Here is a 25,503-nt window from a genome sequence, read left to right as displayed (position 1 = left end):
CCCTAGGGCGTGGTGAAGCCGTATTTACGCAGAATAGATCTGGCCTGCGGACTCTGCATAAATTGATATAGATCCTGAGCCTCTTGTGGTGCACCCTTTATCAATACCATTCTTTGTGCAATCGGCTGATAGAGCTTGCTATCAGCCAGAATAAAGCGAGTGTCTTTTGCGACCTCTGGCGACTTTGCTAAAGATAAAGCGGTAAATCCAAGATCTGCTGCCCCACTCACTACATAAGTTGTTGCAACTCCGATGTTGTCGGCATAAACCAGCTTTTCCTTCGCGATATCCCATAAACCTTCTGCCTTGAGATACTCCACTGTTGCTTTTCCATAAGGCGCTAGTTCAGGCTTTGCAACAGCGATCTTGTTTGCTTTGGCAATGACTCTAGCAATCTCTGCTTTATTGTCAGCCAAAGAAATGCCGGAAGAAGTCTTTGTAATTAAGGCAAGCTTGCCGATTGCGTAGACCACGCCCTCGTTTACAGTCTTACCATTCTTAAAAAGCTCAAGCGGAAAATGTTCATCAGCAGCGATAAACACATTAAATGGTGCACCATTCATGATCTGTGCCGTGAAATTACCAGATGAGCCATACACCACCCTCATCTCAGGCTTACCAGCTGCTTTAAATACAGTGGCGATTTCAGCAAAAGCATCTTTCATATTGGCGGCAACAGCAATTGTTACACCTTGAGCAAATGCCAAGTTTGCACATAGCAAGAGCGATGCAAATAAAGAAAGTGAGCGGCTAAGCATATTGAGATGGATTGTAGCCTTCGACCCAGCTAACTTAAAGCCAATCTTTGACCTGCCTATTCAGGCTAACAGCTTTATAGCCAGGCGTATTACCTGAATAGCTGCGTATTTTGCGGATCAATTTTGAGGATTCTGGCTGAGACACCATTTCTCGATGCATGGCGATAAAGAATATTTCATCTTTCAAAGGAACAAAACCAAGGCCATTCTCTAGGGCAATATTTTTAACTCCTATTCCTACATCAGCCTTGCCAGCAAGGATCGCATTGGCTACCGCAGAGTGCGTGAACTCTTCTTGCAAATAGCCATTGATCTCCAGAGGATCAATACCCTCATCGATCAAGAGCGTATCCAATAGCAACCTTGTTCCAGAGCCGATCTGACGGTTAATAAAGCGAAGTTTTGGATTGAGCAAATCCTCGATTGAGCGAATATGCAGTGGGTTACCCTTTCTGACAATCAAGCCTTGTGTGCGCTTCATCACGGGATATATCTCAATATCGTTTTTAGCTAAGCGCTGGTGAATCGCCTTTGAGCTTTTCTCGCTCGACACATGATATCCAGCGATGTGAGCTTCATGATTAAGCAGCCTTTCTAGTGATTCACCCGAACCAGCAACCTTGAGATTAAAACCTTTAACCTCTCCAGCAGCTTTTTGAATAATCGAATCACTGCTTGAGAAAAACTTCCAACGGGCACTCTCCGATTTTTGTATTTGATTAATGGCTTTAAGAAGATTCTCTTGGTAGGAGCTCCCATATTGAAGATGACCAGCCTGCATCTCATCAATAAACTTAATTAAAAAAGATCCGAACTCCGTTAGCTTTGATCCATGGCCCTTAGTGCGCACTATCAGAGGCATACCTAGGGTGGCCTCTACCTCATTGAGCTTTCCCCAGGCGCCGCGATATGAAGTGCCAGATTTCTTACTTGCCGCAACCAAGGAGCTCCCGCTTTCAATATCTTTTAAGAACTGAGAGAGCCAAATTAGGTCGACAGAGCCTTTGCCTTGGCTATCCACAATCAGGGAGGGGCGAACTTCAATCTGCATGTGTAATTTTTTGCATATTCATTAAGTATTAATGTATGCGAAGATAAGGGCTTAATCAACCCTTTTACAAGATTTATGAAAAAACTGATCTCTCATTTAGTTCTTAGCCTTTTGCTAGCAGTCTCAATCAATAGTCATCAAGCACACGCCCAGGAGAAGAGCATCGTAGTGTCATCTACCACTTCTACTGAGCAGTCAGGCCTATTTGACTTCATCCTCCCCATTTTTAAGATGAAGACCGGCATTAATGTGAAGGTAGTTGCAGTCGGCACAGGACAGGCTCTAGATATCGGCCGTCGTGGTGATGCTGATGTGGTGTTTGTTCATGACAAACCTGCAGAAGAGATTTTTGTTCAAGAAGGCTATGCAACCAAACGCAATGAAGTGATGTACAACGACTTTGTCTTGATCGGACCTAAAGCCGATCCAGCAAAAGTAGCCGGTGGCAAAGATATTCAAGCAGCTTTTCAAAAGATTGCTACTTCACAAGCACTTTTTGTATCGCGTGGCGATAAGAGTGGCACTCATGCCGCGGAATTGCGTTACTGGAAAGGCGCTGGCATTGCACCTTCAGCTGGTCAGAGTTGGTACAAAGAAACAGGATCAGGCATGGGCCCTGCTCTCAACACTGCATCAGCTATGAATGGCTATATCTTGGCTGACCGCGCTACCTGGTTAAGCTTTAAGAACCGTGGCGATCTCACCATCCTAGTTCAGGGTGACCCAAAACTGTTTAATCAATATGGCGTGATGTTAGTTAATCCCGCTAAGTTCCCCAGCGTCAAGAAAGCAGAAGGTCAAGAATTTATTGACTGGCTCGTCTCCAAGAATGGTCAGGACGTGATTGCTAGTTACCAAATTGGTGGCCAGCAACTCTTTTTCCCTAACGCCAAAAAATAACAAGGATCACTTTCAGAATAAAAAAGCCCGCTTCTGCGGGCTTTTTACATCCTGCTAGCGTATGCCAGCAATGAATAAATTACTTCTTAGGTGTTACAAAACCAATTGCTGTGTCATCAACATACTCAACAATGACATCATCACCAGCCTTGAATTTCTCTAGACCAAGAACTGCTGGATCTACTTTAACCTTTTGCTTCTCGCCAGATGGCAATGTGAAAGTCACAATACGAGTCTTTTGATCGATCGTACCAATCTTTACAGTTGCATAGATTGTGTCGGTTGTTTCTTCGAATGGCTTAGCGGAACCTTTGCCTGCGATCGTTACAGAGCGCACACCAGATACGCCTGGCTTAGCATCTTTTGGAGCTACAGTTAAACCAACTGCAATCGCTTGTGCATGCTCAACCAAGAACACGTCACCCTTTTTAACTTTGTCTAAGTCATTTACAGCCTTGGCAACATTCATCTGCGCCAAATTACCGTTGGCATCTTTCAATACGACGATACGTTTTTTAGCATCTACTGAATCTACAGTTGCGCTAAGTACAATCACGTCAGCAGCTAGTGGCAACATTTTTGCAGGCATTTGTGCAAAGGTAGATGCTGCAAAGGTGATGCCAACAACAGCGAATAAACCAGCAAGTAAAGATTTCTTCAAGATAACTCCTAATTAAGGGGATTTAGATGGGACTAGGCAAGCTCCCAACCCATTGTAACCATGCCACATTTAATTAAACTTTCTTATTTGGTAAATTAGGGTTCACTGCATTTTGCACCTAAGCTCTGATTGCCAAACCCTTGAAAACTTTAGAAATCTTTTTATTACCCTGGGATCAGGCCTCATCAAGCGCCTACCCTATTCGTCAGCAGGTCTTTATTGATGAGCAAAAGGTTCCAGAAGAGCTTGAGCTTGATGAATTCGATCCACTCGCATTCCATGCCCTTGCCTATCTTGGCGAGCAGTGTGTGGGCACAGCAAGATTGATTGACTTGGGGGACGGGCAATCTCAAGTGGGACGCATGGCTGTATTAGCCAACTTTCGAGGCCAGGGTATTGGCAAGCAGATTCTGGCAAGACTTGTGCAGACCGCCAAAGAGATGGGATTCTCTTCTATTGTCTTGCACTCGCAAGTCAGCGCCACCCCCTTTTATGAAAAACATGGCTTTATTGCTCAAGGCCCGACCTACGATGAGGCAGGTATTGCACATCGTAATATGATGCTCATATTGCCCAATTCGATTAAATGACTTATGACTACCGCTTCTAATCAGACCTTGCCTTTTATTTACGTACATCGGGTTTGCTATTCCGATACTGATGCCGCTGGCTTTGTGTATCACGGTCGCTATCTCGAAATATTTGAGCGTAGCCGTGCAGAGTGGTTGGCTCAATATGACCTGAGCCCCACTAAACTCATTAATGAACACAATATCGTGATGCCAGTGCGTGAGCTGACCATGAATTTCTATAAGCCGGGTCGCTTGGACGATATTTTGTATATCGATCAGGTCATTGAGAACCGTGGGCGTACGCAAGTTTCTGTAAAGCAGCAAGCCCAGAGAAAATTACCTGATAGCGAAGAGTTACAAGTTATTGCCAGCGCTACATTGCATATTGTTTGTGTGGACACTGTCACACTTAAACCAAAAGCATGGCCCGATTGGTTTTTTCCAAACACTTGAGATCAACATTGGAGCGCATCATGCCTGAGGGAAAGTTACTCAACTTTGTTAAAGAACTAAGTGTGTTGCTTGAGCAAAAGCCAAGCGAAGAGATTGTTTTCACCAAAGGTAAAAAGCTCTTAGAGAATCTCATTGCGGTTGATGATTGGCTTCCAGAAGAATTCACTAAGCCGCATCCGCAGTATTACCAGCAATACCTACTCTACGCAGATCCGCTGGATCGCTTTTCTATCGTGAGTTTTGTGTGGGGTCCTGGCCAGAAGACGCCGATACATAACCACACCGTTTGGGGCATGATTGGTCAGCTCCGTGGCGAGGAAAAAGGAACGCCCTACTACCCGCAAGCGGGGGGTGGATTCAAGATCGGTGAAGCTTGTGTTTGCCCTCCAGGCCATGTTGATACCGTCTCCCCCAATACACATGACATTCATATTGTCGAAAATAATCTGACCAATAAAACGTCAATCAGCATTCATGTATACGGCGGCAATATCGGCAGAATTCAGCGCTCAGTTTTTGATCCAATAACTGGCGTAGAAAAATCGTTTGTCTCTGGATACGCCAACACTCTTGTTCCAAACCTGTGGAACCCTGGTAAATAGAGTAATTCGGGCTATATAGACCCAATGACTTAAAATAGGGTCTCTTACTGCAAACGCATATGCGTAGCAGCTCACCCCATTGACCGGGATAGTCGTTTTTTAATACGTTGAATACGGGTCAATACTATATTGGTCCCTATGTTATTTACAGATCTCGGTTTATCAGAACCTATTCTTCGCGCCATTGCTGAAGAAGGCTATACAAGCCCCACTCCCATTCAAGCAAAATCCATTCCTGCCGTTCTCAAAGGCGGAGATCTTTTAGCTGCCGCTCAAACCGGCACCGGTAAAACTGCTGGCTTTACGCTACCCATCCTGCAGCGCTTGAGCAGCACCCCCAAATCTAGTGGTAAAAGATTATTACGAGTTTTAATCTTGACTCCTACTCGTGAATTAGCAGCGCAGGTCCAAGAGTCAGTAGTGACTTATGGCAAGTACACTGGCTTAAAGTCCACCGTGATCTTTGGTGGTGTTGGAGCAAATCCTCAAATCAAAGCAATTGCTGGTGGCTTAGATATTTTGGTTGCAACACCAGGTCGACTTCTGGATTTAATGTCACAAAATTGTGTCTCGCTCGAGGATATTGAAATTCTGGTGTTAGACGAGGCTGATCGTATGCTCGATATGGGCTTCTTACGTGATATCAAAAAGATCTTGGCTGCTTTGCCCAAGAAACGTCAGAACTTACTTTTTTCAGCCACTTTCTCTTCTGAGATTAAACAACTGGCTGATGGATTACTGAACTCACCTGAATTAATTGAAGTAGCGCGTAGCAATAGCGCCAATGAAGCAATTGCCCAGCTCATTCATCCTGTGGATAGGACTAAGAAGCATCCTTTATTAGCCCACCTCATTAAGACGAATGACTGGAAGCAGGTGCTGGTCTTTACTCGCACTAAGCATGGTGCCAATAAATTGGTTACCCAATTAGAAAAAGATGGCATTACCAGTATGGCGATCCATGGCAATAAAAGCCAATCAGCCCGCACTAAAGCGCTAGCTGACTTTAAAGCTGGCAAATTAACCGCTTTGGTTGCAACCGATATTGCTGCTCGCGGAATCGACATTGATCAATTGCCCCATGTCGTGAACTACGATCTGCCGAACGTCTCTGAAGATTATGTACACCGAATTGGGCGCACTGGTCGGGCTGGATCAAATGGTGTTGCAGTCTCATTGGTCTGCATTGATGAACACCAAATACTGCGCGATATTGAGAAACTCATTAAGCAGAAGTTGCCCCAAGAGGTTGTTACTGGATTTGAGCCCGATCCTAATGCAGTGGCGCAGCCAATTCAATTGCGTAGTCAACAACACCAGCAATCCAGAAAGCCTCGTCCGGCTGGAGGCAATAGCTCCAGCGGCACTCCAGCTAAAAAGGTAGCAGCAAAACGGGGCAACCCAGCCAAAAGAAGCTTTAACCGCTAATAGGTTCGCTAAAATATTGTTTTTACATTTAACACTACTCATCCCAAAATGACTACATCACGCCGCTCTGCTCTTAAAACGATTGCTAGCGCTTTAGCATTGCCATCTTTTAGCGCTTCTGTATTGGCTCAATCAGCACCAAACTGGACTACCTATGAAATCGTTACTGAGGTGAGTTTAGATTCTCCTAGCGGAGCTGCAGAAACTTGGATCCCCTTGCCATTGGTTTTAAATACGGATTATTTCCGCACTTTGGCAATCAGACCTGAAGCAAGTGATTCAAAAGCCATCAGCAAAATCTATGAGACCCCAGATAAGCAAGCTCGTATGCTCTGGACAAAATGGGATAAGTCAGCAACAAACCATACAGTCAAAGTGTCGATGTTGGTTAGCACCCAAAATCGTCATCTTGAGATGTCTACCCCAAATCCAGCATTAAAACTTTCCAAAGAAGAACAACAGTTTTGGACTCGCGGAACAAAATATCTGCCAACAGACGGCATTGTGAAAGCGAAGGCCCAAGAGTGCCTTGCCAACCTTCCCGCCAATGCAAGCGATGTAGAAAAAGCAAAAGCGATTTACAACTGGGTGGTTGATAACACGCATCGCGATCCCAAAACACGGGGTTGCGGTCAGGGTGATGTGAAGCTCATGCTCGAAACCAACAATTTAGGTGGTAAATGCGCCGATATCAACGCTGTATTTGTAGCACTAGCTCGCTCTGCTGGCATTGCTGCCCGTGACGTATACGGCATCCGCATTGCTGATTCAGTTCGTGGCTATAAGAGCCTAGGCAAGGCTGGCGATATTACTAAGGCTCAACACTGCCGTGCTGAGTTTTACGCCTCAGGCTATGGCTGGGTTCCAGTCGACCCTGCCGATGTTCGCAAGGTCATTCTGGAAGAAACTGGTGGACTTGCAGTAAACGATCCTAAGGTATTAGCAATCCGTGATTACCTCTTTGGTAATTGGGAAATGAATTGGATGGCTTACAACTATGACCATGACATCGCACTGCCAGGATCAAAGCTTGGCAAGAAAGGGGATATTCCGTTCTTGATGTATCCCCAAGCAGAAAATACTGAAGGTCGTTTTGATTCACTAGATCCAGACAACTTTAAATACAAAATTACCAGTCGTCGTATTGGCTAATTGACTCAATATTGAGAGCAATAGCAATGCGTTTAAATAAGCCAGCAATAGATTTTGTTCTTGCGCTGGCTTTTTCATGCCTAGCAAGTCTTTCTCTTAGCGTTTATGCGCAATGGCGCTCCGCCTCACAAGTAGGGCTAATGCAAGCACCTCCTCTTGTACTCAATAATTTATCCGGCAAGTCCATTGATATTGCCAATTACAAAGGGAAAGTGCTTGTCGTCAATTTTTGGGCTAGCTGGTGCGAACCCTGCCGCGAGGAATTTGCTGAACTCATTGAACTCCAAGAAAAATATGGCCCCAAAGGATTGGTAGTTCTCGCAGTTAATTTAGCGGAAATGAAACCCCGCATCACTCAGTTTCTAAAAGGCAATGGTATTGCTGAGAATGCCATCGAGATTTTGATGGATCGCAATAGCATCATCTACAAATCCTGGAAGGCACGCGGTATCCCAACCACCTATTTGATTGGTAGAACCGGAAAAATAGAGGGTATTTGGATTGGTGCAATTGAAAATGTCGACAGCGATGAAGTTAAAGGTAAAGTAGAAGCTCTTTTACGCCAATAAGATGAATACACAAACCCACAATCTCGAAGCCAATGAACCGCGCTTGACCTCCCTTTCCCATGGTGGTGGCTGTGGCTGCAAGATTGCGCCAGGCGTTCTTTCCGAGATTCTTAAGAATGTTCCGCAGCTCCCTTTTCCCAAAGAATTGCTTATTGGTATTGAAACTTCAGACGATGCAGCTGTTTACCAAATCAATGAATCACAAGCGATTGTCGCAACGACAGATTTCTTCATGCCAATCGTCGATGACCCATTTGATTTCGGCAAGATTGCAGCAACCAATGCCATTAGCGATATTTATGCCATGGGTGGTACACCATTATTTGCACTTGCTTTGGTGGGTATGCCCATCAAGGCGCTTTCTAATAAAACGATTGCACGGATTTTAGAGGGTGGTACTGAAGCTTGTCGCAGTGCTGGCATTCCGATTGCCGGTGGTCATACGATTGATTCTGTTGAGCCAATTTATGGCTTGGTTGCTATTGGCATCGTTGATCCAAAGCGTGTGAAAAGTAATGCAAGCGCAAAACCAGGTGACGTATTGATTCTAGGTAAGCCACTAGGTATTGGCATCCTGTCAGCAGCCTTAAAAAAAGATTTACTCGGTCCTGATGGTTATCGTGAAATGATTTCCAATACAACGAAGCTCAATGCTGCAGGCCCTGATCTAGCAAAGCTTTCTGGGGTACATGCTCTAACTGATGTCACCGGCTTTGGCTTAGCTGGTCATATGTTAGAGCTAGCAAAAGGTTCCAACTGCACAGCGCATATTGACTGGAGTCAGGTACCCCTACTCTCTAATGTTCAAAACTTGGCTGATGACGGAATCATCACTGGTGCATCGGATCGTAATTGGCTCAGTTATGGAGATGAAGTTGGCATTCCGGAGAATTTCACACCAGCTCAGCGCGCTTTATTAACTGATCCCCAAACTAGTGGGGGTCTATTAGTCTCTTGTAGCCCAGAGAGTGTTAAAGAGGTCTTGGATATCTTCAATCAACATCATTTTTTAGGTGCTCGCGTGATCGGCCAAATGAGTAAACGCCAGGGCAAACCTCTCGTCGTTTCTTAAACCTGTTATTTCTTGAGATTAAAGACGCTTGAGAAATCAAGCTGACCATTGCCGGCTTTGCTGTGTGCCTCATAGAGTTGTTGCGCTAATTTTCCCAGGGGCACACTCGCTTTTAAAGCTTCTGCATTTTCTGTGGCTAAGCCCATATCTTTGAGCATCAGATCAACGCCAAAGCCACCAGCATAGCCTTTAGAGGATGGCACGCTCTCTATAACACCGGGACATGGGTTGTACAACTCTAGCGCCCAATTACGGCCAGAACTCTTTGACATGATGTCTGAGAGCACCTTGGGGTCTAAGCCATTTGCAATGCCCAAGTGCAAAGCTTCACAAGTTCCAAGCATCTGAATACCCAGAAGCATATTGTTGCAAACCTTAACTGTCTGCCCCGCTCCGCTAACACCTGCATGAAAAATATTCTTACCCATCTTTTCCAGAATGGGGCGAATACATTCCACCACAGAGGTTTCACCACCCACCATAAAGGTTAGTGTGCCCGCTTGCGCACCAGCAGTTCCACCCGAGACTGGCGCATCGACCATTGAAAAACCTTTTGTCTTTGCGGCACTTGCGACTGACTGCGCCACCTTTGGTGAAATCGTTGAGCAATCAATCAGAATCGTTTTTGGGTTGGCATTTGCCAATAAACCAGCGTTACCTAAATAGAGACCTTCTACATGTTTTGATGCCGGCAACATGGTGATTAAAACATCCACATCTTTTGTAGCAGCATTAGCACTAGTGGCTACCTGGCCGCCAGCTTGTGCAAAAGCATCTAATTGAGTTTGGACTAAATCAAATCCAGTAACGTGATGCCCTGATTTCAATAAATTGATTGCCATAGGCAGCCCCATGTTTCCTAAGCCAATAAATCCGATATTCATATTGCCCCTGATGATTTAATTTTTCGAGATGCCAAATACTTCACCCCTTGCGGCCCATAGTGCTCAGCATGCAATTGCTCGAAGCCAAGCTGAAATACGTCACCCGCAGCATATTGATTGATCTTGCCAGCAATCTCAATCTCAATAAAGCCCTCAATAACTAAAGCTTGCACTCCAAATGGATGGGTGTGATTACCCAAATGGCCATTGGGTGGCTGCTGGACTTCTACAGGATCGGGATATCCCGCCTCCTTGAGGCTTTGCAAAAATTGTTCTAGATTCATGCTTTAACTATAGCGCGGATATACACTGCTGACATCAAGCACACAAAGTGAGGATCTATGGCAGTCAAAGTGATTGGATTAATCGAACTCACTGATCAAGGGGCGTTTGAGCAATATCGCAATCAAGTAGGCAAAACGGTAGAGCTATACAAAGGAACTATTGCGCACCGTGGCGTGGTTACCGAAATGTTTTGGAATGAATTGTCATGCCAACCCTTTAGCGCGTTTGTGGAATTGCATTTCCCTAGCAAGGAAGATGCGCATGCCTGGGCTCACAGCTCAGAATATCAATCCCTGGTGGCCATTCGCAATCAAGCCATGACACTGACTTTGTTTGGAGTAGAGATCTAAAAAGAAAAAGCCTAGCGTTTAAGCTAGGCTTTTAGATCAATTGGGTTAAGAATTACTTCTTAGCTTCCATTGCCTCTTTTGTAGCGGTAATTTCTTTACGGCGCTCTTTGCAAGCACCAGCGATTTCTTGCAAGGCCTTGCGAGCGCGCGCTGCAGATGCCTTAATACCTTTTTCAATGAATTTTTCGTTCTCAGCTTTGTATGCTTCGAAAGCAGCTAACAATGTATCGTGTTGTGACATCTCGTCTCCCATTAATCAAATAAATATTCATTCCAACAGCGAAATCAGTATATCCCTATAAAAACTACAAGAAAGAGGGTTTTTTATCAGGGATAACTCTTAGAAGCGCCCTTTCAGCCAAAATACTTTAATCACAGAAAGTATCGCAAAGAGAGACAAAATGCGCAGAAATATCCCCTTTTTATTGCTTGCCAGCCTACTTTCCCTGCTTTCGTTAACGGCGGGGGCTCAAAATAACGCTTGGCCGGCCCCCAATAAGCCGATTACTTTTATTAACCCCTTCCCCCCTGGCGGAGCTGTCGATGCTTTTGGTCGCCCTTTAGCCAAGCAACTGTCAGTTCAGCTCAATGACTCGATCGTGGTTGATAACCGGGGTGGGGCAGGTGGCACTCTCGGTGCTGCAGTTGCAGCAAAAATGGCGCCCGATGGATATACCTGGTTACTTGGTGCAGTGCACCACTCCATTGCGCCAAGCATGTATCCCAATCTGTCCTATGACATCACAAAAGACTTTGAGCCGATTGCCATCATTGGTAGCGTTCCTCATGTCATCGTAGTGAACCCAACAAAGTTTCCAAAAAATGATTTGAAATCCATCATTGCAGAAATTCGGAAATATCCCGGCAAGTACAACTATGCATCTACTGGTAATGGCACATCGCAACACTTAACTGGTGAGCTATTTAAGATGCAAAACAAATTATTCATTACTCACATACCCTATCGTGGCACCGGCCCTGCATTACAAGATGTTGTTGCGGGACAGGTCGATATGATGTTTGATACTCTTGCAGGTGCCGCTCCATTTATTAAAAGCGGTCAGCTCATTGCAGTAGCCGTTGCCAGCAATCAACGTAGCTCAGCCTTTCCTAACGTTCCAACGGCCCAAGAATTAGGTATTAGCAACTTTGTGGTTTCGAGCTGGTATGCGATGTGGGCCATTAAAGGCACTTCCAAGGAGATTGTCGATAAGATGAGTGCTGAAGTGCAAATAGCCCTCGCTTCACCAGATATTAAAGAGCGCTGGGCCGGCATGGGTGCTACCGTTCCCAAGATGACTCGCCCTGAGCTAGCAAACTATATTAATCAAGAGATTGTGCGCTGGAATGAAGTAGTGAAAAAATCTGGCGCTAAATTAGACTAAGAAAATAAATTTCAATTCCTATTTCAGAGACAGCATGAGCATTTCGACTAAAAACTATTCTTTCGTACGTAACAAACTTTTGAATAAAGAGGAGATTGCTTTTTTAGATGTGCGAGAAGAAGACCCTCATGCTCGTGAGCATCCTCTATTTGCCGCCAATCTTCCGCTTTCCAGGATCGAAATTGATGCTTACGGAAAGCTACCCAAGAAAGACGTTCCCATAGTGACCTTAGATGATGGTGAGGGTTATGCCGAACTGGCTGCCCAACGTTTGATTGCTCTTGGCTTTAGTGATGTATCGGTATTTAAAGGTGGCGTTAAGGGGTGGAAGGCTGCTGGTGGAGAAGTATTTAAAGATGTGAATGTCCCGAGTAAGTCGTTTGGTGAGTTGGTTGAATCTAAGCGCCATACCCCCTCTCTATCCGCTCAAGAAGTAAAACAGTTGATCGATAATAAAGAGGATGTCGTCGTCGTGGATGTGCGTCGCTTTGATGAATACAACACGATGAGTATTCCAACCGGAATTAGCGTCCCAGGCGCTGAGTTAGTCCTGCGCTTACCGGAGTTAGCACCCAATCCAAAAACTAAGGTGATCGTCAATTGCGCTGGCAGAACTCGTAGCATTATTGGCACGCAATCGTTAATTAACGCCGGCATTCCTAATGAAGTGAATGCGCTGCGTAATGGCACGATTGGCTGGACTCTTGCAGGTCAAGATCTAGATAAAGGTCAGACCCGTAAATTTAAGGAGGTTAGCGAAGGCACTACCAACGAAGCAGCGCAACGCGCCCGAAGTGTTGCAGATCGTGCTGGCGTAAAACGCGCCTCTCTCACGGATGCAGCCAAATGGCAATCTCAGAGTGAGCGTACAACTTACTTCTTTGATACTCGTACTCTTGAAGAGTATGAAGCGGGACATCTTCCAGGTTTTCGCTCTGTCCCAGGCGGACAATTGGTTCAAGAAACTGAAATGGTGGCGCCCGTTCGTGGCGCTCGCATCGTTTTGGTTGACCCAAGCGGTGGCAGCGTGCGCGCGAATATGCCCGCTTCTTGGTTAGCCCAAATGGCTTGGGAAGTCTATGTTCTTGATGATGTCAAAGTCTCAGACCTTACTGAAAAAGGACCGTGGAAGACGCCCCTACCAACACTGCCTCAAGTCACAACAGTGGATGCTATTACTCTCTCGAACTGGTTGAAGTCCGATAGCAACACGATCGCAGTAGATTTCAGTACCCACGCTCATTATGTAAAGGGTCATATTCCTGGAAGTTGGTATGCCCTGCGCTCACAACTATCTGAAGCTCTTCAAAAAATCCCCAAAGTCGATCGCTATGTATTAACAAGCACTCCTACTGAATTAAGCCTTTTTATTGCTCAAGAATTTCAGGCGCTGACTAAAGCTGAAGTATTGGTTCTGCAGGGTGGCAATACCGCGTGGACTAACGCTGGCTTAGGGCTTGAAAAAGGTCCGACGCATTTAGCTTCTCCACCGCTTGATCGCTACAAGCGACCATACGAAGGAACAAGCGTAGACCCCGCAGCGATGCAGGCCTACTTGGATTGGGAGTTCGGTTTAGTAGAACAGCTGGGCAAAGATGGAACCCATCATTTCTGGGTTCTTTAGCATCTCGTTAAACCACTTTGATAACCAAATCAGGGAGTCGGTCAATTGTGCAACGAATGACATCCCCTTTCACTACAGGTCCGACATTTTCTGGAGTTCCTGAATAAATAATATCTCCAGGAAAGAGTTCATTAGCTTCAGATAGCTTTGCAATCTGTTCTGCCACCGACCAAATCATTTGACTTAAATCGGCGCTTTGCTTAGTCACACCATTGACTGATAGCGCAATTTTTCCATTTGGGAAATGTCCAATTTGAGTCACGGGAAATATCGGTCCAATTGGCGCCGAGTAATCAAAAGACTTGCCAATTTCCCAAGGCTTTTTTTGATCTCCCATGAAACGCTGTAGATCCCTTCTGGTCATGTCCAGACCCAATGCATAACCATAAACATGATCTAGAGCCTTTTCTACGGAAATATTCTTGCCACCTTTACCAATTGCAGCGACTAACTCAACCTCATAGTGATAGTTTTTGGTCAATGTTGGGTAAGGATGATCAACCACTTTATTGGGAGCTACAAACTGGATAGCATCAGTTGGCTTTTGGAAAAAAAATGGTGGCTCTCGGTTGGGATCAGAACCCATCTCTCTAGCGTGAGCAGCATAATTTCGACCAATGCAGTAGATTCTTCTTACTGGAAATTCCTGGATACTTCCAGCGATAGGGACATAGGTTTGTCCAACTACGAAAGGGGTCTTAATGGTGGAGGTATGCGCCTGCCCAGAAACAGAGGCCGTGGTTAAAGCAGCGGCACCAAGGCTCATTTTCAGGGCGCTGCGACGACTTATATTTTTATTGCTACTCATTTTGTCTCCACAATTTAATAGATGAATTAATCTTAATACTAAATCAAGGTAAGCTAGTCAAAATGAATCCACTTAAAAAATACTGCGTACCCCTTCTGATCTGTCTTGCGCCCTTTATTAGCGCATGTGAAAGAGACTCTTACACCACTTGGGACTGTAGCTCCACCAGCCAGACCAAGATCTCCATGGTCATTCGTAAAGCGCAAATGGAGTTTCAGGGAAATACCTTCAAGTTTTGCGGCAGCCTTGGTAATCAGAGCTACTTCGATCAACAATGCTCTACGCAAACTGAGCAATCGAGCGTGGTATTTATCCCATCCTCGGGCTCTCTTGTATTGGGTGGACAAGATTATCAATGTAAAGCCCTGTAAGCAGAGATTTCGATGAATAAGCTTAGCCCCAAAAAATTACTTCTGACTAAGTGGACTGCTGTAACTCCTATTGCCAAGCAAAAACATTTCTTGGTGAGTAAAGTCATTCTTCCTGAACCTCCTAATGAGGCCATCGAGTTTGTGGAGATTGAGGCCGTCTACAGCAAGAAGATCACGCAAATTGCTTGGCGCGATCTTACTAATGAAGAGCTCTGGTTGCAGGGCTGGAAATAAAAAAACCGCCTCAATGCTGCAAGGCGGTTTTATATCAAAAGCTTAATGACTTAATCAATTTTCGGTTTTCTTTTTCGCTGCTGGTGCTTTCTTGACCATGTCGTCAATGTTCTTTTCAGCAGCTTCGGCCACTTGATTAACAATGCGGCGCCCCTCTTTAAACATCTTCTGACCAGTGGTTGACATCTCGTGAACTACTTTTGACAACTTTTCAGCATGTATTGGCATTTTATTTTCAGCATCTTCCAACCAGGATACGAGTGAGCTTCGAACCTTTTCTAAATGCTTTTCAGTTTCATCGGCAGCGCCCTCACCCAAATCTTTCAAAACAGCTTTAACTTTCTTTTGATATGCGGCGGCACGTTTTGCAGCTTCTTTTGCCGCCTCTTCTTGTAAATCCTTGAGCTTAGATAAATCATTTTTTGCAGCAGATTTTGCGCTATCTAAGGCATTCTTCATCCCCCACTCAACCTCTGCCAAATGGTGATCGCTCAGTTTCTTCGCAGCCTCTAGCAAGGTATGCGAATAGTCAAATAACTCTTTAGCTTTTTCACGTTGCCACTTTTGCAAATCTTTTGTATCCATTTTTAAGCTCCTATCAGTAGGGTTGATTAAATCTCTGACTTCCACTCTATACCCAAATTAGCGGGCTGCCAATTGGGTCCAATATTCCTGCAAATTTAAGGCATTAAAATGACACTATGACAGAAAGACAGAGCATTTATGAGGCCATTGGGGGCATCGATAAGGTCGATGAATTAGTAGACCGCTTTTACGATCTCATGGCCCTTGAGCCCCAATTTTCAGAACTGCGGGCGATGCATCCCCAGGATATGGCAAGCTCACGCGAGAAGCTCAAGTTTTTCCTAACAGGCTGGATGGGCGGACCGGACATATATTCACCTAAGTATGGACACCCCATGCTGCGGGCCCGTCACCTACCTTTTAAGATTGGTCTCCAAGAGCGCAATCAATGGCTAGCCTGCATGTATCGCGCCATGGAAGAATGCGGTATTGAAGGTAATGTTGCCAAGCAGCTTGAAGAAGCTTTCTTTAATACTGCTGACTGGATGAGAAATCAGCCGAATTGATTGCGTGGGTCGCAAGTTTTACCCCGATAAGCCTTAGGGTTTTAGTTGATACAGGCAGGTTTTTAGGACTTAGATACACTTTATCTTAATGCCACTTATGCAAATTAGCCAATGATCGAAAGCATCCTGCAATTTCTAAGCGATCCCAATGTCTGGATTGCTTTTTTTACACTTTCCGCCTTAGAAATTGTTCTTGGCATAGACAATATTATTTTCATTAGCGTCATTGCTAATCGCTTGCCCATTGAAATCCGGGAGAAGGTACGTCGCTTTGGTTTATTTTTTGCTCTAGTCACCCGTATTCTCTTGCTACTCAGTTTGTCGTGGGTGATGAGCTTAACTACCCCGCTCTTCACATTCTTAGAGCATGCCATTAGTGGTCGTGATCTCATCTTGCTACTTGGTGGATTCTTTCTGATCTGGAAAGCCTCAAAAGAAATATATGTTGAGGTGGAAGTGGGCGAGCATGATGAAGCAAGTCATAGTGAAAACAATGAAGCCATCCAGAAATCGATCCCCGCTTTGTTTATCGGCTCAGTTTTGCAAATCGGCCTACTCGACATTATTTTTTCGCTCGATAGCGTGATTACTGCTGTCGGTATGGTCGATCAAATTAGCGTCATGATTGCTGCTGTGATTGCCTCAATTCTGATCATGCTGATGGCCGCCAAGCCCATCGGCGACTTTGTGCAAAGTCACCCCTCTATTAAGGTACTAGCCCTCTCCTTCCTAACCGTTGTTGGTATAGTGCTGATTGCAGAAGGCATGGGTGTGCATATCCCTAAGGGCTATGTCTATGTTGCAATGGCATTCTCACTCGCTGTTGAGCTACTCAATATCCGTGCACGTGCAAAAAAGAACTTGAAGAAGATTAGTTAACTTAACCTACTCATAAGGCTTGAGCGCAAGCGAAGCCGCTAGCCCAAGCCCACTGAAAATTATGTCCGCCCAGATGTCCGGTGACATCAACGCACTCTCCAATGAAATATAAACCGGGGTGTTGACGTGACATCATCGTTTGACCATCTAGCGCTTTGGTGTCTACGCCCCCTAACATCACTTCAGCTTTTTTCCAGCCTAGCGTACCAGCCGGCTTTACTGTCCAGTTCGTTATTAGCTCTTTAAGAGCTTGACGATCTTTCTTAGAAACTTCTGCCCACTTGCGCCCCATTAAATTGCGCTGCTCAGCAAATGCCTTCGCTAAGCGCTGAGGCAGAACCGAGGCCAAGATAGTCTCGGTTAACTTGAGGCGATTTTCTTCATGATTGAATAATTCATCGCAATTAAAGCCTCCTGGAAGCTCGATGGCACCCAACCAATCAATGTGAATGGGCTCACCCTCGCTCCAATAGCTGCTGGCTTGCAGAACCGCTGGTCCTGATAAGCCTTTGTGTGTCAGTAACAGATCTTCATTAAAGCGGCAGGCTCCGTAACGGTGACCCTTAGAACCAGAGGCAATACGAACCGGCACACTCAAACCAGCGAGCTCATTGAGATTGCCAAAGTTTTCGGCAGTAAATGAGAGCGGCACCAGAGCGGGTCTTGGATCAACTACCTGAAGTCCGAACTGCTTTGCAATATCTAAAGAGTAGGCGGTCGCGCCAATCGCGGGTACGGGTAACCCACCAGTTGCCATCACTACTGACTTCGTCCTCTCAAGACCCTCACTGGTTTGCACGAGCCATTGCTCACCTTCTTGTGCAATCGCCTGCATAGATGCTGGGTTCCGAATGGTTACCTTCCCTTTTTGACATTCGGCAAAGAGCATCTCAATGATTTGCTTGGCAGAATCGTCACAAAATAGCTGACCTTGATGCTTCTCATGGTAGCCAATGCCATGAGAAGTTACGAGCTTAATAAATTCTTGTGAAGGGTATCTTGCTAAGGCACTCTTTACAAAGTGCGGATTGAGGGATAAGAAATTGGCGGGACTACTGTGAACATTAGTGAAGTTGCAGCGCCCACCACCGCTAATACGAATCTTCTCCCCCAAGACTGGCGCATGATCGATCACTAAGATTTTTTTACCTAGCTGGCCAGCTACCCCAGCACAAAATAGGCCAGCAGCCCCGCCACCAATAACGATGGCATCCCATGTCTTAGTCATCGCTTATTCAAAACGATCAATGATCTCAGAGGAGATATTGAGTTTTTTCATATGAAGCTTGGTGTAAGCCTGACGGAAGTTTTTAGTCATTGAGATCATGACCGATGCAGTCCAAGCGAAAGAAAACATTCCTGAGAAAGCAATAATGACTGCAAGCATCTTCCAGCCATCCGGAAGAATATCTTCCATAAAACCCATCGCAGTGTAAGTACTGCCGCTGAACAAAATGCCTTGACCCAACCCAGGAAGAAGTTTGAATGTAAACAGCGCCATTCCCCAAATGAGAATTTCCGCAATATGGGTCAGAAATAAACAAAATACGCTGACATAAAAACAGAGTGCCACAGCAGAATATTTTTTCTCGGCTAAATAAAGAAAGGTCTTCACTTCATAACGCTTCGCAATCTGCAGCAATAAAACACCATGAAAAACCATCACTACCAAGAGCATGACTCCGCCCAGTAGATAGCCAGGCAGATCTAATGCAGTAGCGATATTGGTTTGGGCTGGATTCATAGATGTCTTAGGAGTTTTTGCTATTTTACTTGGGCTAGAAGACGATTTAAGCCAATTGATACCAGTCCTGGATGATCCGCCATGCTTCCTGAGGAGTCTCGACAAAATGGATAGACCCCATATCCTCCTGATCGATAACGCCAAATTTCGCCATATCGTTAAAGTTCACCATCTCATTCCAAAATGCTTTACCTACGAGGATCACTGGGATAGCTGCGACCTTCTTAGTCTGTATCAAGGTCAATACTTCGAACAACTCATCGAAAGAGCCAAATCCCCCTGGATAAGCAACAATCGCTCTCGCACGTAACATGAAATGCATTTTGCGTAGTGCAAAGTAATGAAAACGAAAACTGAGCCCCTGACTAATATAAGGATTGGGATGCTGCTCTCGAGGAAGGCTGATATTGAAACCAATCGTTTCATCACCCGCTTCAAATGCACCACGATTAGCAGCCTCCATAATTCCAGGGCCACCGCCAGTACAAATATGCAATTTATTGGAGCCTAACTTTTGCGTGGCGTTGTACTGCGCCACTAAGGCAGCAAACTCCCTGGCCGACTCATAGTATTTGCTATGGAGTAAGGCAGTATTGGCTAACTCATGCTCTACAGGAGTCTTGGCCTCTTTGACGAGAAGCTCTGCTTTTTCACGACTAATGAAACGAGTAGATCCGAAGACAGTAATCGTATGCTCTATACCCCGTTCTTTTAAAAGAATTTCTGGCTTCAGTAGCTCTAACTCGAAACGAATGCCAATGGTTTCCCGGCGAGAAAGAAAAGCCTCATCATCAAACGCAAATTTATAAGAATCTGCAGAGTCTTCTTCGGCCAATTGACTCTTATGTAGATTTAAAAACTCAGTAATCGTCTGAGCGTTATTAATGGGAAGCTTAGGACTCATATTGCTACCTTAAAACATCTGTGTGATCCCATCTTACCCTTTATGGTATTTTTCTCGGTATTAATACCTAGTTTTATCGTGGATATGCAGCACTAGGGCTTGCACGGGTTTACTGAGGTCTCAAGCAGAGTTAATATTGACAGAATTTCAACCAACTCGAAGGAAAATCCATGAGCAATCGTTCAATCATCATTATGGTACTAGTATTAATTGGTGCCACTGCCTACCTACTCCTCAAGGGCGACGGCAACGTTGATATGAGCGGCGAAAAACATGGTGCTGAAGCAACTCATGTTGAAGAGGCTAAGAAAGATGCTCCTGCTGAAGCTCCAGCAGCCCCCGCCGCTGCTCCTGCTGCTGCTCCTGCTCCTGCAACTGACGCTAAGAAGTAATTCTCTAGCGACTAAATAAAAACCGCGGTATGCCGCGGTTTTTTTATACTTACTCGATGAACAAATTTCTATTCTGTCTTGCCATATTGTGTTTTTCACAATTGAGCTATAGCCAATCTAACCGCACCATGAAAACCATTAACCCAGCCATGATCACCTCATTCGCTCCTACTGGAACCTTACGCGTGGGTATTAATTTAGGTAATCCCATCTTGGCCAATGAAGATCCTATAAGCCATCAACCCCAAGGCGTCACCGTAGATATTGCACAAGAAATTGGTAAACGCATCGGCCTTCCCGTGAAGTTAATCCCATTCAAGACTGCAGGTAATACTGTAGATGCTGTAAAAACAGGGGAGGTTGATTTGGTATTTGTAGCGATTGATCCAGTCAGAGGCGCCGATATTAGTTACACCCCAGCCTATATTCAAATAGAAGGCGCCTATATGGTCAAAGCAAGCTCTCCAATTCAGAGTAATGAGCAAGTTGATGTGGCTAACAATGAAATCGTGGTTGGCAAAGGCAGTGCATATGACCTCTACCTCACGCGAGAAATTAAACATGCAGCACTACTTCGAGCTGCAAGCTCTCAAGCTGTAGTGGATGACTTTATGTCTGGCAAAGGCAATATCGCTGCTGGAGTAAAGCAACAACTTGAAAGCGATGCCAAACGCTATGATGGCTTACGCATGTTGCCCGGTCGCTTTATGGTGATTAATCAGGCAATTGGTATTCCGAATGCAAGGCCACAGTATGAACAGACCACCGCCTATTTGGCAGATGTCATTACACAGCTCAAGCAGTCCGGTTTTGTTGCGCAGGCCATGAAACGCCATCAGATTGAGGGCGCTAGAGTTGCTGACTGAGCTAACTGAATCAGCAACCCGTAGCATCAATACGGTCAGGATATGACTGCTCTACCAAAAACATTGGATGCTTTTGATCTAGTAAGACGTTTACAGCGCGAACCCGCTGAACACAAAGGTAATGCGGGTAAAGCCGTCCTGATTGGTGGTACGCCCGGTATGGCTGGAGCTCTCATACTCGCTGGAAAAGCCTGTTTACATCTTGGTGCTGGTTGGACCATCTTAGAAATGCTTGATCCTGCTTCTGCGTTTGCAAATCAAGAGCAACCTGAGCTGATGATTCGTCAAGCAAATGAATCAGCTGCTGATGTATTAAATGAAACCCAACCTGACGTCATTGCGATTGGACCGGGGCTTGGTCATTCTGATCTTGCGGTGCAATGGCTCAAAGCCTGTCTGGCTTATCCTCAGATTCCACTGGTCCTCGATGCAGACGCCCTGAATCTGATTGCAAATTCAACCGAATTACTTGCAGCCCTACAACACCGCAATCAACTATTTCCAGATCAAAGTATTCTGACTCCACACCCTGGTGAGGCAGCAAAACTGCTCAAGGTTTCAAGTACGCAGATACAAGAAAATCGACTACATTCAATTGATCAATTGGTTTTACTCACCCAATCTATAGTGATTCTTAAGGGTCAACATACTTTGGTAGCAGGATGCCAGCACGCTACAGTTCAATGCATCGCTGGCAATCCAGGCATGGCTACCGGCGGCATGGGGGATGTGTTAACAGGCAGTATTGCAGCGATTGCCGCACAAGGCGTTCGTCATCACCTCACCCTCTGGGATGCAGGATGCATCGGAGTACAACTGCATGCCAGTGCAGCAGATAGTTTGGTACAAAAGGGCATTGGTCCAATTGGTCTCACCCCTTCAGAAACCATTCTTGAAATGAGAAGTCTTCTCAATAAACTGTTATAAAACGGTATGCACTCCGTAAGCGCAGCACACCAACACCGACGTTATCTCTATGGCATTTTGATGGCTGGTATTGGCTCAATGTTATTTTCCGGAAAAGCGGTGCTTGTCAAATTAGCGTTTGGTCATGGCGCTGATGCTGAGACATTATTAGCCTTGCGTATGCTGATGGCACTTCCCTTGTTCTGGAGTGTCTACTGGTGGGAATCCTACAGAAAACCGATGAGCCCCATTACTTGGCTTGATCGAGGAAAGCTATTCTTCTTGGGCTTCTTAGGATATTTTTTCTCAAGCTATATTGATTTTTTAGGCCTGCAATATATTTCAGTTGGGTTAGAGCGGATTGTTCTCTATCTGACCCCAACGATTGTGTTACTGATTTCATACTTCGCCTTAAACAAAAATATCTCGCGGATGCAGTGGTATGCCCTCATCGTGGGATACCTTGGAGTATTTGTTGTATTCATTCAAGATGCTAGTTCATCAGGTATTCACGCCTGGCTTGGTATGCTCCTCGTTTTTGGCAGCGCGTGTAGCTATGCGATGTATATGATCGGCGCTGGTGAGATGGTGAAACGCATTGGTAGTGTGCGCCTTGTAGTCTATGCTAGCTCAGCCTCTGCAGTGCTGAGCGTCATTCAGTCATCTCTTTACAATCCTAGTGCAGTATTCGAACAAACTGCCCAAGTGTATTGGCTCAGCCTGCTCAATGCTAGTTTATGCACAGTAATACCGATGCTACTCATCATGATTGCAATTAATCGCATCGGCTCGCCACTTGTTGCGCAGGCGGGAATTTTAGGTCCAGTATCAACGATCTTTATGGGTTATTTTATTTTGTCTGAGCCTATTACGTGGATGCAAATTGCTGGTATGGCGCTGGTAATTTCAGCAATGTGGTTATTGGTACGTAACGATGCACCAATAAAAAAGTCACCAGACATTAAAAAATCTGATGACTTTAATGAGATCGAACCCCTTCACTAAGGGATCAAGTTAAATCAATTTGAAATTACTGTGCCGCTGACTCAGCAGCTTTAGCTTTTTTCTTTGACTTTTTCTTTGCTTTTTTCTCAGCTTTGTTTTCTTTCTTCGCTTTTTTAGCGGTCGCCTTATCAGTAGGTGCAGCAGCAGGTGCAGGGGCTGGAGCAGCTACTGGGGCTGGCGCTGGCGCTGGAGCGGGGTCAGCAGCTATCACGGTGATTGGTGATAAACCAATAGCAACTGAAATAAGGGTTGCCAAGCTGAAGCGAGCGATACGAGAAACCATGCAATTCTCCAAGAAAGTTTTTAGATAATTTAATAATACTCAAAAATCTGACATAAATGCTTCATTCTGAGAATAATAAAAAGGCCACCCCGAGGTGACCTTTTCGTGAAGAGATACTGTATTAAGCTGGCTGCGCTTCTGCTTCAGTAATTTTTTCTAGGGCAGCAGCAAGATGACCTACTGTGCGATCCACGTGACCCAATTTCTCTAGACCAAACAAACCTATACGGAAGGTGCGGAAATCTGGCCTCTCATCGCATTGCAAAGGAACACCTGCTGCAGTTTGCAAACCTAATGCAATAAATTTCTTACCCGATTGGATATCTGGGTCTTTGGTGTAGCTCACTACAACGCCAGGGGCCTGGAAGCCCTTTGCAGAAACTGAGTGATAACCTTTAGAAACGAGCAGCTCACGCACTTTAGTGCCTAGCTCTACTTGTTTTGCTTTGAGAGCAGCAAAACCGAGTGACTGAGTTTCTTTCATGACGTTACGCAGAATCTTCAATGCGTCAGTAGGCATGGTGGTGTGATACACATGACCGCCCTTTTCATAAGCCTCCATGATTTGCAACCACTTCTTCAAATCCATAGAGAAGCTACTGCTCTGAGTAGCATCAATACGCTCACGAGCTCTATCACCCAGGGCGATCAAAGCACAGCATGGCGAGCTACTCCAACCTTTTTGTGGAGCAGTAATTAATACGTCTACATTGCACGCCTTCATATCAACCCACATTGCGCCTGAAGCGATGCAATCGAGAACAAACAAACCATTGACTGAACGAACTGCTTCACCAACTGCTTTGAGGTAATCATCTGGCAAGATGATGCCAGCAGAGGTTTCAACGTGAGGAGCAAATACGACTGCTGGCTTTTCTTTATCAATGAAAGCAACAACCTCTTCAATCGGCGCAGGGGCAAAAACACCTTGTGCAGAATTCTCTAACTGACGACCCTTGATCACAGTGACATCATCGGAAATGTGGTCCAAATCAAAAATTTGGGTCCAACGGTAGCTAAACCAGCCGTTACGTAAAACCAAACACTTTTGCTTGTTCGCAAACTGACGAGCAACCGCTTCCATACCGAACGTGCCGCTACCAGGAACGATGACTGCGGAACTTGCGTTATAGGCATTTTTAAGAACGCTCGAGATATCCACCATGACGCGTTTGAACTCTTCAGACATGTGATTCAAAGAGCGGTCTGTATAAACAACCGAGAACTCTAGCAATCCATCTGGATCAACATTGGGGAGCAAGCCTGGCATAGTAATTTCCTAGGGATTTCTGTGATTAGCCCTAAATGATACTGATTTAAGCTTTTATTGCACTGCAATCTTGTTGTCTTTGATCAATTTGGCCCATTTTGACTGGTCTAGGCGCAGAAAAGTGGCAAATTCCTCGGCACTACCGCTTGCAGGGTCACTTCCCCGCTCCAGCATAGCCTTACGAATTCTTTCCTGCCCTAAGACGAACATGATGGTCTGATTGATCTTTTGAATCACCGACTTTGGGGTATTGGCTGGCACGAATAATCCGAACCAACCCACCGCGTTATATCCCGGCAAACCAGATTCAGACACGGTTGGAATATTGGGCAATGCCTCTGAACGCTTAGCGCCCGTTTGCGCTATGGCTAGTAATTTGCCAGATTCAATTTGCGGCATCACGGTTTGTGCTGGCGCAAACATCAAGTCAATATGTCCTGCCAGTAAATCTGTTAACGCTTGGCCGGTTCCTTTGTAAGGAACATGCAGTAATGTCACACCCGTCATTGATACAAATAATTCTCCTGCCAAGTGCGATGCAGATCCAGGCCCCGATGAGCCATAGCGAACTTTGCCAGGGTTAGCTTTTGCATATGCAATTAAAGTCTTAATCGAATTGACATTTAATGCGGGATTCACAGTGACTAAATATGGTGAGGCCGATACCAAAGCCACTGGTGAAAACTGTGCAATATTCTTTTCTGTGACAGCAGCAGTAGATCCCATGAGCAAGGTATAGCCATCTGCAGGAGACTGAGCAACAAGATCGGCACCAATAAAACCACTTGCTCCCGGACGATTTTCAATAATGAGGGACTGCTTCCACAACTCGCCAACTGTGGGAGCGATCAAACGAATTAAAGTATCTGCGCCACCCCCGGGAGGAAATGGAACAATCACCTTAATAGATTTGGATGGGTAAATCTCCGCAGCGTGGGAAATGGACGACAAAAGGAGTGTGCAATACAAGCCAACTGTTACCCATTGCAAAGTGCGCCTAACCA

33 protein-coding genes are annotated in these 25,503 nt (G+C 45.3%); 19 read left to right on the top strand and 14 right to left on the bottom strand.

Annotation, left to right across the window (positions count from 1 at the left end; all coding sequences use genetic code 11):
* Positions 1-2 precede the first annotated feature (2 nt).
* Both modA and ICV38_RS03320 read right to left on the bottom strand, forming a co-directional pair.
* Positions 3-758 (bottom strand): molybdate ABC transporter substrate-binding protein, encoded by a 756-nt coding sequence (gene modA / locus ICV38_RS03325; protein ID WP_215382334.1) that lies wholly within the window; start codon positions 756-758, stop codon positions 3-5.
* A 34-nt stretch (positions 759-792) separates the two neighbouring features.
* On the bottom strand, positions 793-1,809 hold the full coding sequence (locus tag ICV38_RS03320; RefSeq protein ID WP_215382333.1) for a substrate-binding domain-containing protein: 1,017 nt from the start codon (positions 1,807-1,809) through the stop codon (positions 793-795).
* A gap of 75 nt (positions 1,810-1,884) precedes the next feature.
* On the opposite strand from ICV38_RS03320, the gene ICV38_RS03315 reads away from it, so the two are divergent.
* Positions 1,885-2,709, top strand: coding sequence for a substrate-binding domain-containing protein (locus ICV38_RS03315; protein ID WP_215382332.1), 825 nt, complete (start codon positions 1,885-1,887; stop codon positions 2,707-2,709).
* Between the two features lie 79 nt (positions 2,710-2,788).
* Here ICV38_RS03315 and ICV38_RS03310 read toward each other — a convergent pair whose 3' ends face one another.
* Positions 2,789-3,370, bottom strand: coding sequence for a hypothetical protein (locus ICV38_RS03310; RefSeq protein WP_251368211.1), 582 nt, complete (start codon positions 3,368-3,370; stop codon positions 2,789-2,791).
* 140 nt (positions 3,371-3,510) lie between these two features.
* On the opposite strand from ICV38_RS03310, the gene ICV38_RS03305 reads away from it, so the two are divergent.
* The 7 genes from ICV38_RS03305 (at position 3,511) to selD (ending at position 9,218) form a co-directional block, all read left to right on the top strand.
* A complete protein-coding gene (locus ICV38_RS03305) occupies positions 3,511-3,960 on the top strand; it encodes a GNAT family N-acetyltransferase (RefSeq protein WP_215382331.1) in 450 nt (149 codons plus the stop codon).
* A 3-nt stretch (positions 3,961-3,963) separates the two neighbouring features.
* Positions 3,964-4,395, top strand: a complete 432-nt coding sequence (locus ICV38_RS03300; protein ID WP_215382330.1) for a YbgC/FadM family acyl-CoA thioesterase — start codon at positions 3,964-3,966, stop codon at positions 4,393-4,395.
* A gap of 20 nt (positions 4,396-4,415) precedes the next feature.
* Complete coding sequence (locus ICV38_RS03295; RefSeq protein ID WP_215382705.1) at positions 4,416-4,997, top strand: hypothetical protein; 582 nt, start codon at positions 4,416-4,418, stop codon at positions 4,995-4,997.
* Positions 4,998-5,135: 138 nt separating this feature from the next.
* Positions 5,136-6,425 (top strand): DEAD/DEAH box helicase, encoded by a 1,290-nt coding sequence (locus ICV38_RS03290; protein ID WP_215382329.1) that lies wholly within the window; start codon positions 5,136-5,138, stop codon positions 6,423-6,425.
* A gap of 48 nt (positions 6,426-6,473) precedes the next feature.
* Positions 6,474-7,577: a transglutaminase family protein gene (locus tag ICV38_RS03285; protein WP_215382328.1), complete on the top strand. Its 1,104-nt coding sequence runs from the start codon at positions 6,474-6,476 to the stop codon at positions 7,575-7,577.
* A gap of 26 nt (positions 7,578-7,603) precedes the next feature.
* A complete protein-coding gene (locus tag ICV38_RS03280) occupies positions 7,604-8,146 on the top strand; it encodes a TlpA disulfide reductase family protein (protein ID WP_215382327.1) in 543 nt (180 codons plus the stop codon).
* 1 nt (position 8,147) lies between these two features.
* Positions 8,148-9,218, top strand: coding sequence for a selenide, water dikinase SelD (selD, locus tag ICV38_RS03275; RefSeq protein WP_215382326.1), 1,071 nt, complete (start codon positions 8,148-8,150; stop codon positions 9,216-9,218).
* A 5-nt stretch (positions 9,219-9,223) separates the two neighbouring features.
* Here selD and mmsB read toward each other — a convergent pair whose 3' ends face one another.
* Together mmsB and ICV38_RS03265 are read right to left on the bottom strand one after the other, a co-directional pair.
* Positions 9,224-10,102 carry a 3-hydroxyisobutyrate dehydrogenase gene (gene mmsB / locus ICV38_RS03270; RefSeq protein WP_215382325.1) on the bottom strand — a complete coding sequence of 293 codons (879 nt, stop codon included), beginning with the start codon at positions 10,100-10,102 and terminating at the stop codon, positions 9,224-9,226.
* Complete coding sequence (locus ICV38_RS03265) at positions 10,099-10,386, bottom strand: cupin (RefSeq protein ID WP_215382324.1); 288 nt, start codon at positions 10,384-10,386, stop codon at positions 10,099-10,101. Before ICV38_RS03265 ends, mmsB begins: the two co-directional genes overlap by 4 nt.
* Before the next feature lie 57 nt (positions 10,387-10,443).
* On the opposite strand from ICV38_RS03265, the gene ICV38_RS03260 reads away from it, so the two are divergent.
* Positions 10,444-10,737: a DUF1330 domain-containing protein gene (locus ICV38_RS03260; protein WP_215382323.1), complete on the top strand. Its 294-nt coding sequence runs from the start codon at positions 10,444-10,446 to the stop codon at positions 10,735-10,737.
* A gap of 52 nt (positions 10,738-10,789) precedes the next feature.
* Here ICV38_RS03260 and ICV38_RS03255 read toward each other — a convergent pair whose 3' ends face one another.
* On the bottom strand, positions 10,790-10,978 hold the full coding sequence (locus ICV38_RS03255; RefSeq protein ID WP_011903187.1) for a hypothetical protein: 189 nt from the start codon (positions 10,976-10,978) through the stop codon (positions 10,790-10,792).
* Between the two features lie 160 nt (positions 10,979-11,138).
* Between ICV38_RS03255 and ICV38_RS03250 the strand changes: the two genes are divergently transcribed.
* Positions 11,139-12,122, top strand: a complete 984-nt coding sequence (locus ICV38_RS03250) for a tripartite tricarboxylate transporter substrate binding protein (protein ID WP_215382322.1) — start codon at positions 11,139-11,141, stop codon at positions 12,120-12,122.
* Between the two features lie 34 nt (positions 12,123-12,156).
* A complete protein-coding gene (locus ICV38_RS03245) occupies positions 12,157-13,746 on the top strand; it encodes a rhodanese homology domain-containing protein (protein ID WP_215382321.1) in 1,590 nt (529 codons plus the stop codon).
* A gap of 7 nt (positions 13,747-13,753) precedes the next feature.
* Here ICV38_RS03245 and ICV38_RS03240 read toward each other — a convergent pair whose 3' ends face one another.
* Positions 13,754-14,554: a fumarylacetoacetate hydrolase family protein gene (locus ICV38_RS03240; RefSeq protein ID WP_251368210.1), complete on the bottom strand. Its 801-nt coding sequence runs from the start codon at positions 14,552-14,554 to the stop codon at positions 13,754-13,756.
* 62 nt (positions 14,555-14,616) lie between these two features.
* On the opposite strand from ICV38_RS03240, the gene ICV38_RS03235 reads away from it, so the two are divergent.
* Together ICV38_RS03235 and ICV38_RS03230 are read left to right on the top strand one after the other, a co-directional pair.
* Positions 14,617-14,925 carry a hypothetical protein gene (locus tag ICV38_RS03235; protein WP_215382320.1) on the top strand — a complete coding sequence of 103 codons (309 nt, stop codon included), beginning with the start codon at positions 14,617-14,619 and terminating at the stop codon, positions 14,923-14,925.
* A gap of 12 nt (positions 14,926-14,937) precedes the next feature.
* Positions 14,938-15,159 carry a TIGR02450 family Trp-rich protein gene (locus ICV38_RS03230; protein WP_215382319.1) on the top strand — a complete coding sequence of 74 codons (222 nt, stop codon included), beginning with the start codon at positions 14,938-14,940 and terminating at the stop codon, positions 15,157-15,159.
* A 54-nt stretch (positions 15,160-15,213) separates the two neighbouring features.
* Here ICV38_RS03230 and ICV38_RS03225 read toward each other — a convergent pair whose 3' ends face one another.
* Positions 15,214-15,744 carry a phasin family protein gene (locus ICV38_RS03225; protein ID WP_215382318.1) on the bottom strand — a complete coding sequence of 177 codons (531 nt, stop codon included), beginning with the start codon at positions 15,742-15,744 and terminating at the stop codon, positions 15,214-15,216.
* Between the two features lie 116 nt (positions 15,745-15,860).
* On the opposite strand from ICV38_RS03225, the gene ICV38_RS03220 reads away from it, so the two are divergent.
* Together ICV38_RS03220 and ICV38_RS03215 are read left to right on the top strand one after the other, a co-directional pair.
* Positions 15,861-16,250 carry a group II truncated hemoglobin gene (locus tag ICV38_RS03220; RefSeq protein WP_215382317.1) on the top strand — a complete coding sequence of 130 codons (390 nt, stop codon included), beginning with the start codon at positions 15,861-15,863 and terminating at the stop codon, positions 16,248-16,250.
* A gap of 111 nt (positions 16,251-16,361) precedes the next feature.
* Entirely contained in the window at positions 16,362-17,129 is a 768-nt protein-coding gene (locus tag ICV38_RS03215) for a TerC family protein (protein ID WP_215382316.1), read from the top strand.
* Between the two features lie 10 nt (positions 17,130-17,139).
* On the opposite strand, the gene ICV38_RS03210 is transcribed toward ICV38_RS03215, so the two are convergent.
* From ICV38_RS03210 to ICV38_RS03200, 3 genes are read right to left on the bottom strand one after another with little or no spacing between them, the layout of a single operon-like run.
* On the bottom strand, positions 17,140-18,357 hold the full coding sequence (locus ICV38_RS03210; protein ID WP_215382315.1) for an NAD(P)/FAD-dependent oxidoreductase: 1,218 nt from the start codon (positions 18,355-18,357) through the stop codon (positions 17,140-17,142).
* A gap of 3 nt (positions 18,358-18,360) precedes the next feature.
* Positions 18,361-18,873: a hypothetical protein gene (locus ICV38_RS03205; protein WP_215382314.1), complete on the bottom strand. Its 513-nt coding sequence runs from the start codon at positions 18,871-18,873 to the stop codon at positions 18,361-18,363.
* A gap of 46 nt (positions 18,874-18,919) precedes the next feature.
* Complete coding sequence (locus tag ICV38_RS03200; protein WP_215382313.1) at positions 18,920-19,777, bottom strand: LOG family protein; 858 nt, start codon at positions 19,775-19,777, stop codon at positions 18,920-18,922.
* A gap of 170 nt (positions 19,778-19,947) precedes the next feature.
* Between ICV38_RS03200 and ICV38_RS03195 the strand changes: the two genes are divergently transcribed.
* From ICV38_RS03195 to ICV38_RS03180, 4 genes are read left to right on the top strand one after another with little or no spacing between them, the layout of a single operon-like run.
* On the top strand, positions 19,948-20,169 hold the full coding sequence (locus tag ICV38_RS03195) for a hypothetical protein (RefSeq protein ID WP_215382312.1): 222 nt from the start codon (positions 19,948-19,950) through the stop codon (positions 20,167-20,169).
* A 56-nt stretch (positions 20,170-20,225) separates the two neighbouring features.
* A complete protein-coding gene (locus ICV38_RS03190) occupies positions 20,226-21,035 on the top strand; it encodes an ABC transporter substrate-binding protein (protein ID WP_371819238.1) in 810 nt (269 codons plus the stop codon).
* Between the two features lie 42 nt (positions 21,036-21,077).
* Entirely contained in the window at positions 21,078-21,962 is an 885-nt protein-coding gene (locus tag ICV38_RS03185; RefSeq protein WP_215382311.1) for an NAD(P)H-hydrate dehydratase, read from the top strand.
* 6 nt (positions 21,963-21,968) lie between these two features.
* On the top strand, positions 21,969-22,946 hold the full coding sequence (locus ICV38_RS03180) for a DMT family transporter (RefSeq protein ID WP_215382310.1): 978 nt from the start codon (positions 21,969-21,971) through the stop codon (positions 22,944-22,946).
* Positions 22,947-22,971: 25 nt separating this feature from the next.
* Here the strand turns inward: ICV38_RS03180 and ICV38_RS03175 are convergent, their stop codons facing one another.
* From ICV38_RS03175 to ICV38_RS03165, 3 genes are all read right to left on the bottom strand, one after another.
* On the bottom strand, positions 22,972-23,229 hold the full coding sequence (locus ICV38_RS03175; protein WP_215382309.1) for a protein tyrosine phosphatase: 258 nt from the start codon (positions 23,227-23,229) through the stop codon (positions 22,972-22,974).
* 121 nt (positions 23,230-23,350) lie between these two features.
* The gene (locus ICV38_RS03170; RefSeq protein ID WP_215382308.1) at positions 23,351-24,499 is read right to left on the bottom strand and encodes an aminotransferase class V-fold PLP-dependent enzyme; all 1,149 of its coding nucleotides are present in this window, start codon (positions 24,497-24,499) and stop codon (positions 23,351-23,353) included.
* Positions 24,500-24,553: 54 nt separating this feature from the next.
* Complete coding sequence (locus ICV38_RS03165) at positions 24,554-25,489, bottom strand: tripartite tricarboxylate transporter substrate binding protein (RefSeq protein ID WP_215382307.1); 936 nt, start codon at positions 25,487-25,489, stop codon at positions 24,554-24,556.
* Between the last annotated feature and the right edge of the window lie 14 nt (positions 25,490-25,503).

Origin of the sequence: Polynucleobacter sp. MG-6-Vaara-E2 (assembly GCF_018687695.1) — a bacterium.
Taxonomy (GTDB): domain Bacteria; phylum Pseudomonadota; class Gammaproteobacteria; order Burkholderiales; family Burkholderiaceae; genus Polynucleobacter.
This window is presented reverse-complemented; position numbering and strand designations above follow the sequence as displayed.

What these genes read in the sequence shown, in the direction of transcription:
- ICV38_RS03300 (WP_215382330.1), top strand. Translation starts at nt 3,964, where the DNA reads ATGACTACCGCTTCTAATCAGACCTTGCCTTTTATTTACGTACATCGG.
- ICV38_RS03230 (WP_215382319.1), top strand. Translation starts at nt 14,938, where the DNA reads ATGAATAAGCTTAGCCCCAAAAAATTACTTCTGACTAAGTGGACTGCT.
- ICV38_RS03280 (WP_215382327.1), top strand. Translation starts at nt 7,604, where the DNA reads ATGCGTTTAAATAAGCCAGCAATAGATTTTGTTCTTGCGCTGGCTTTT.
- ICV38_RS03185 (WP_215382311.1), top strand. Translation starts at nt 21,078, where the DNA reads ATGACTGCTCTACCAAAAACATTGGATGCTTTTGATCTAGTAAGACGT.
- ICV38_RS03180 (WP_215382310.1), top strand. Translation starts at nt 21,969, where the DNA reads ATGCACTCCGTAAGCGCAGCACACCAACACCGACGTTATCTCTATGGC.
- ICV38_RS03210 (WP_215382315.1), bottom strand. Translation starts at nt 18,357, where the DNA reads ATGACTAAGACATGGGATGCCATCGTTATTGGTGGCGGGGCTGCTGGC.
- ICV38_RS03190 (WP_371819238.1), top strand. Translation starts at nt 20,226, where the DNA reads ATGAACAAATTTCTATTCTGTCTTGCCATATTGTGTTTTTCACAATTG.
- ICV38_RS03320 (WP_215382333.1), bottom strand. Translation starts at nt 1,809, where the DNA reads ATGCAGATTGAAGTTCGCCCCTCCCTGATTGTGGATAGCCAAGGCAAA.
- modA (WP_215382334.1), bottom strand. Translation starts at nt 758, where the DNA reads ATGCTTAGCCGCTCACTTTCTTTATTTGCATCGCTCTTGCTATGTGCA.
- ICV38_RS03265 (WP_215382324.1), bottom strand. Translation starts at nt 10,386, where the DNA reads ATGAATCTAGAACAATTTTTGCAAAGCCTCAAGGAGGCGGGATATCCC.
- ICV38_RS03235 (WP_215382320.1), top strand. Translation starts at nt 14,617, where the DNA reads ATGAATCCACTTAAAAAATACTGCGTACCCCTTCTGATCTGTCTTGCG.
- ICV38_RS03250 (WP_215382322.1), top strand. Translation starts at nt 11,139, where the DNA reads ATGCGCAGAAATATCCCCTTTTTATTGCTTGCCAGCCTACTTTCCCTG.
- ICV38_RS03215 (WP_215382316.1), top strand. Translation starts at nt 16,362, where the DNA reads ATGATCGAAAGCATCCTGCAATTTCTAAGCGATCCCAATGTCTGGATT.
- ICV38_RS03170 (WP_215382308.1), bottom strand. Translation starts at nt 24,499, where the DNA reads ATGCCAGGCTTGCTCCCCAATGTTGATCCAGATGGATTGCTAGAGTTC.
- ICV38_RS03195 (WP_215382312.1), top strand. Translation starts at nt 19,948, where the DNA reads ATGAGCAATCGTTCAATCATCATTATGGTACTAGTATTAATTGGTGCC.
- ICV38_RS03290 (WP_215382329.1), top strand. Translation starts at nt 5,136, where the DNA reads ATGTTATTTACAGATCTCGGTTTATCAGAACCTATTCTTCGCGCCATT.
- ICV38_RS03220 (WP_215382317.1), top strand. Translation starts at nt 15,861, where the DNA reads ATGACAGAAAGACAGAGCATTTATGAGGCCATTGGGGGCATCGATAAG.
- ICV38_RS03315 (WP_215382332.1), top strand. Translation starts at nt 1,885, where the DNA reads ATGAAAAAACTGATCTCTCATTTAGTTCTTAGCCTTTTGCTAGCAGTC.
- selD (WP_215382326.1), top strand. Translation starts at nt 8,148, where the DNA reads ATGAATACACAAACCCACAATCTCGAAGCCAATGAACCGCGCTTGACC.
- ICV38_RS03225 (WP_215382318.1), bottom strand. Translation starts at nt 15,744, where the DNA reads ATGGATACAAAAGATTTGCAAAAGTGGCAACGTGAAAAAGCTAAAGAG.
- ICV38_RS03200 (WP_215382313.1), bottom strand. Translation starts at nt 19,777, where the DNA reads ATGAGTCCTAAGCTTCCCATTAATAACGCTCAGACGATTACTGAGTTT.
- ICV38_RS03295 (WP_215382705.1), top strand. Translation starts at nt 4,416, where the DNA reads ATGCCTGAGGGAAAGTTACTCAACTTTGTTAAAGAACTAAGTGTGTTG.
- ICV38_RS03240 (WP_251368210.1), bottom strand. Translation starts at nt 14,554, where the DNA reads ATGAGTAGCAATAAAAATATAAGTCGTCGCAGCGCCCTGAAAATGAGC.
- mmsB (WP_215382325.1), bottom strand. Translation starts at nt 10,102, where the DNA reads ATGAATATCGGATTTATTGGCTTAGGAAACATGGGGCTGCCTATGGCA.
- ICV38_RS03255 (WP_011903187.1), bottom strand. Translation starts at nt 10,978, where the DNA reads ATGTCACAACACGATACATTGTTAGCTGCTTTCGAAGCATACAAAGCT.
- ICV38_RS03285 (WP_215382328.1), top strand. Translation starts at nt 6,474, where the DNA reads ATGACTACATCACGCCGCTCTGCTCTTAAAACGATTGCTAGCGCTTTA.
- ICV38_RS03260 (WP_215382323.1), top strand. Translation starts at nt 10,444, where the DNA reads ATGGCAGTCAAAGTGATTGGATTAATCGAACTCACTGATCAAGGGGCG.
- ICV38_RS03205 (WP_215382314.1), bottom strand. Translation starts at nt 18,873, where the DNA reads ATGAATCCAGCCCAAACCAATATCGCTACTGCATTAGATCTGCCTGGC.
- ICV38_RS03175 (WP_215382309.1), bottom strand. Translation starts at nt 23,229, where the DNA reads ATGGTTTCTCGTATCGCTCGCTTCAGCTTGGCAACCCTTATTTCAGTT.
- ICV38_RS03245 (WP_215382321.1), top strand. Translation starts at nt 12,157, where the DNA reads ATGAGCATTTCGACTAAAAACTATTCTTTCGTACGTAACAAACTTTTG.